This window comes from Caulobacter sp. HMWF025, from assembly GCF_003060965.1.
Lineage (GTDB): Bacteria > Pseudomonadota > Alphaproteobacteria > Caulobacterales > Caulobacteraceae > Caulobacter.
Window position 1 is genome coordinate 2,966 of the sequence record NZ_QAII01000096.1, and the last position, 3,770, is coordinate 6,735.

General features: G+C 69.4%; 5 protein-coding genes. 4 read left to right on the forward strand and 1 reads right to left on the reverse strand.

What is annotated here, in order from left to right:
* The 4 genes from DBR10_RS19950 to DBR10_RS10625 all read left to right on the forward strand — a co-directional run.
* Positions 1-249, forward strand: a 249-nt coding sequence (locus DBR10_RS19950) for a DNA translocase FtsK (protein WP_272482606.1), incomplete at its 5' end; no start/stop codon positions are given.
* Between the two features lie 96 nt (positions 250-345).
* Positions 346-1,053: a ribonuclease T2 gene (locus tag DBR10_RS10615; RefSeq protein WP_108506232.1), complete on the forward strand. Its 708-nt coding sequence runs from the start codon at positions 346-348 to the stop codon at positions 1,051-1,053.
* A 148-nt stretch (positions 1,054-1,201) separates the two neighbouring features.
* Positions 1,202-2,821: a flavin monoamine oxidase family protein gene (locus tag DBR10_RS10620; RefSeq protein WP_108506233.1), complete on the forward strand. Its 1,620-nt coding sequence runs from the start codon at positions 1,202-1,204 to the stop codon at positions 2,819-2,821.
* A gap of 2 nt (positions 2,822-2,823) precedes the next feature.
* Complete coding sequence (locus DBR10_RS10625; protein ID WP_108490271.1) at positions 2,824-3,252, forward strand: c-type cytochrome; 429 nt, start codon at positions 2,824-2,826, stop codon at positions 3,250-3,252.
* Positions 3,253-3,277: 25 nt separating this feature from the next.
* On the opposite strand, the gene DBR10_RS19955 is transcribed toward DBR10_RS10625, so the two are convergent.
* The coding region (locus DBR10_RS19955) for a response regulator (protein ID WP_233243369.1) at positions 3,278-3,770 on the reverse strand (493 nt) is incomplete at its 5' end.

The window sequence follows — 3,770 nt, forward strand, 5'->3', positions numbered from 1 at the left end:
GAGGAGCAGGAAGAGGCCATCGAGGGTGCCTTCGCCGGCGAGGGCGGGGCCAACGACCTTTACGACCACGCCGTGGCCGTGGTCACCCGCGACCGCAAGGCCTCGACCAGCTACATCCAGCGCCGTCTGCAGATCGGCTACAACCGCGCCGCCTCGCTGATGGAGCGGATGGAAAAGGAAGGTGTGGTCGGGGCCGCCAACCATGCCGGCAAGCGCGATATCCTGGCTCCGCCGCCGCCGCCGCTCTAGGGGCCGTGGCGGAAGGCCTGCGGGCCCCGCCGCTGAGCTTGGCTTGACGGGGCGTGCGACGGAGACTCCTATCCGCCACCCGTTGCGGAGCCTGCCATGAAGTCCCTGACTGCCCTGATCCTTGCCGCCGGTCTGGCCCTGGCCGGCGCGGCCCGGGCCGACGGCCTGAAGGCCTGTACCGTGCCCCGCGACGTGGTGCCGGCCGCCGAGGAAATCCCGCCGGCCGACCAGATCCACACCGACGTGCCGATCGCGGCCTATCTGCTGGCCCTCTACTGGTCGCCGGAGGCCTGCCGGTCGAACATTCCGGAATCGGACAAGGCCATCCAGTGCGAGGCCAACAGTTTCGGCTTCACCGTTCATGGCCTGTGGCCCAACGGGCCCGACCGGGTGCATCCGCGCTACTGCCGGCCCAGCCCGCCGATGCGCGTGAAGACGGTGAAGGCCAATCTCTGCATGACCCCGTCGCCCTGGCTGCTGCAGCATGAATGGCAGGCCCACGGGACCTGTCAGTGGGCGACGCCCGAGGCCTATTTCCGCAAGGCCCGGCAGGTGCGCAACCGGCTGAACGTGCCCGACCTGACGCCCGGTCCCGGCGAGGTGATGACGGCCGGCGAGATCCGCCAGGCCTTCATGCGCGGCAATCGCGGCATGACAGCCGAGGGGCTGAACGTGCGGGTCAACAAGCAGAACCGGCTCACCGAGGTCTGGGTCTGCATGGACCTGAAGTTCAGGCTGGCGGCCTGCCGGGGCGGCAACGGCACGCCCGACGCCGTGACGGTGCGAGTGACGCCCCGGCGCTAGCTCCGCTCCGCCGTCTGCACAGTTCCTGACCAGCCATCCGCACAGGTTGCCCCAAAGGACCGGCAGTCCGCCGGGCAGGAGCCTTTGCGGCAGTTCGCCCGCGCCACCGCCAGCAGAGTGCCCTTAGCTCGGAGTCGTCAGCGTCCGGATGGACGACGCAGGGGGATCGGGGCGAATGCAATCGGGTACGGGCTTGCCGACACGGCGACAGCTTCTTTCGGCGATTGCCGCAGTGGGCGGGACGGCCGCCCTCTATCAGGCCATGACCTCCCTGGGGCATGCGGCCGAGACCCAGTTCACCGGTCCGCCGAACCTGACCGGAGCCCGCAAGGGCGCGTCGGTGATCGTGCTGGGTGCGGGTCTGGCCGGCATGCTGGCGGCCCATGAGCTGACCAAGGCCGGCTACAAGGTCCAGATCCTCGAATACCAGGACCGGGCCGGCGGCCGGAACTGGTCGCTGCGGGGCGGCGACACCTATACCGAACTGGGCGGGGCGACCCAGAAGGTCGGTTTTGCGCCCGGCAACTATCTCAATCCCGGTCCGTGGCGGATCCCGCACCATCACCGCACCCTGCTGCACTACTGCAAGGCGTTCGGCGTGGCCCTGGAGCCCTTCATCCAGTTCAACCACAATACCTGGATTCATTCCTCGACGGCGTTCGGCGGCAAGCCGGTGCGGTTCAAGGCGGCGGCGGCCGACTTCGAGGGCAATGTCGCCGAGCTGCTGGCCAAGTCGGTGAACCAGAAGGCCCTCGACGACGCCGTCACGCCCGAGGATCGCGAGCGGCTGCTGGAGGCCTTGAAGGGCTGGGGCATGCTCGACAAGGACTACAAATACGCCTCCAACCTGCGCTCGGCCTCGCACCGCGGCTATGACCGGCCGCCAGGCGGCGGGCGCAGCGGCGCACCGATCCCGTCGGCCCTCTACGACTTCCACAACGTGCTCGACCCGCAGGTCTGGACCTCGATGGCCTTCTTCATGGGTCACGAGATGCAGACCACCATGTTCCAGCCGGTCGGCGGCATGGACATGATCGGCAAGGCCTTCGCCCGCCAGGTCGACGGGCTGGTGACCTATAATGCCAAGGTCAGCAAGATCGCCCAGGACGACAGGGGCGTGGCGGTCACCTATGCCGACACCCGGACCGGCAAGGTCACCGTGGCCCAGGCCGACTGGTGCGTCTGCACGATCCCGCTGGGCGTGCTGAACCAGATCGAGACCCAGGTCACCGACGCCATGAGCGCCGCCATCGCCGCCGTGCCCTATTCGGGTCAGGTCAAGATCGGCCTCGAGATGAAGCGCCGCTTCTGGGAGGAGGATGACTCCATCTATGGCGGCCACAGCTTCACCGACCAGGAGATCGCCCTGATCTCCTATCCGAACAACAACCTGTTCGGGAACGGTCCGGCCGTGCTGCTGGGGGCCTTTGCCCGCGAGATGGGGGCCTATCGCCTGGCCGGCATGACGCCCGAGCAGCGCCTCGAGGTGGCCCTGCAGCAGGGCTCGATCCTGCACCCGGCCAGCTATCGCAAGGAGTTCTCGAACGGGGCCTCGGTGGCCTGGAGCCGGGTGCCCTGGACCCTGGGCTGCTGCGCCCGCTGGACCGAGGAGTCGCGAAAAGAACACTACCAGACCCTGGTCACGATGGACCGTCGCATCGTCCTCGCCGGTGAGCACGCCTCCTATGTCGGCTGCTGGATGGAGGGGGCGCTGCTCTCGTCCATCGACGCCATTTCCCAGCTGCACAAGCGCGCCCTGGAGGCCTGAGCATGACCCTTCGTCTTCCCCTCGCGCTTGCCGCCCTGGCTGTGGCCATCGCCGCGCCGGCCCTGGCCCAGACCCCGGCCGGTGGCGACACCGGCGGCGGCGTGGTCCGCGTGGCCAAGCCCGTCACCGGCCAGCAGGTCTATGAAGCCGTCTGCGCCGCCTGCCACATGGCCGATGCGCGGGGCGGCTCGGGCGCGGCCACGATTCCGGCCCTGGCGGCCAATCCCCGTCTGGCGGGCGCGGCCTATCCAATCACCGTCGTCGTCAACGGCAAGGGGGCCATGCCCAGCCTGGCCGGGCCGCTCGACGATGCCCAGATCGCCGCCGCCATCAGCTATGTCCGGACCAGCTTCGGCAATGCCTACGCCAAGCCGGTGACCGCCGCCGACGTGGCCAGGATCCCGCATCCGGCCCGGGGCGGAGGGCACTGAGGGGGCGGAAATCTGCCGGGCGGTCTCAGGCTGCGAGGCAGCGTGACAGCATGTGGGCCAGGGCCCTGGCCTCGATGGGCTTGGCCAGGATGTCGTCCATGCCGGCCTGGCGATAGGCTTCCACCTCGTGGACGAGCACGCTGGCGGTGACCGCGATGATCGGCGTCCGGTCGCGGTGGGCCGAGCTTTCCTCGATGCGGATGGCGCGGGTGGCCTCGACCCCGTCCATGTCGGGCATGTGCACATCCATGAGGATCGCGTCCCAGCGCTCGCGGCGCCAGGCCTCCAGCGCTTCCCGGCCGCTGGTCGCAAAGCTGCATTCGACGCCGAACGGCTCCATCAGGGCGGCCAGGATGCGCCGGTTGACCGGATTGTCGTCCACCACCAGCAGCGTGGCGGGTCCGCCGCCATAGGCTTCGCCCTCGTCGGCCGGGGCTTCGCGGTCCGAGGCCCTGACCGCCGCGATCGGGGCCCTGAAGTCGAACCGCGCGCCACCGCCGAGGTCTGATGCCACCGCC

Excerpts from the sequence above, each read along its gene's own strand:
- DBR10_RS10615 (WP_108506232.1), top strand. The coding sequence starts at position 346 with ATGAAGTCCCTGACTGCCCTGATCCTTGCCGCCGGTCTGGCCCTGGCC.
- DBR10_RS10620 (WP_108506233.1), top strand. The coding sequence starts at position 1,202 with ATGGACGACGCAGGGGGATCGGGGCGAATGCAATCGGGTACGGGCTTG.
- DBR10_RS10625 (WP_108490271.1), top strand. The coding sequence starts at position 2,824 with ATGACCCTTCGTCTTCCCCTCGCGCTTGCCGCCCTGGCTGTGGCCATC.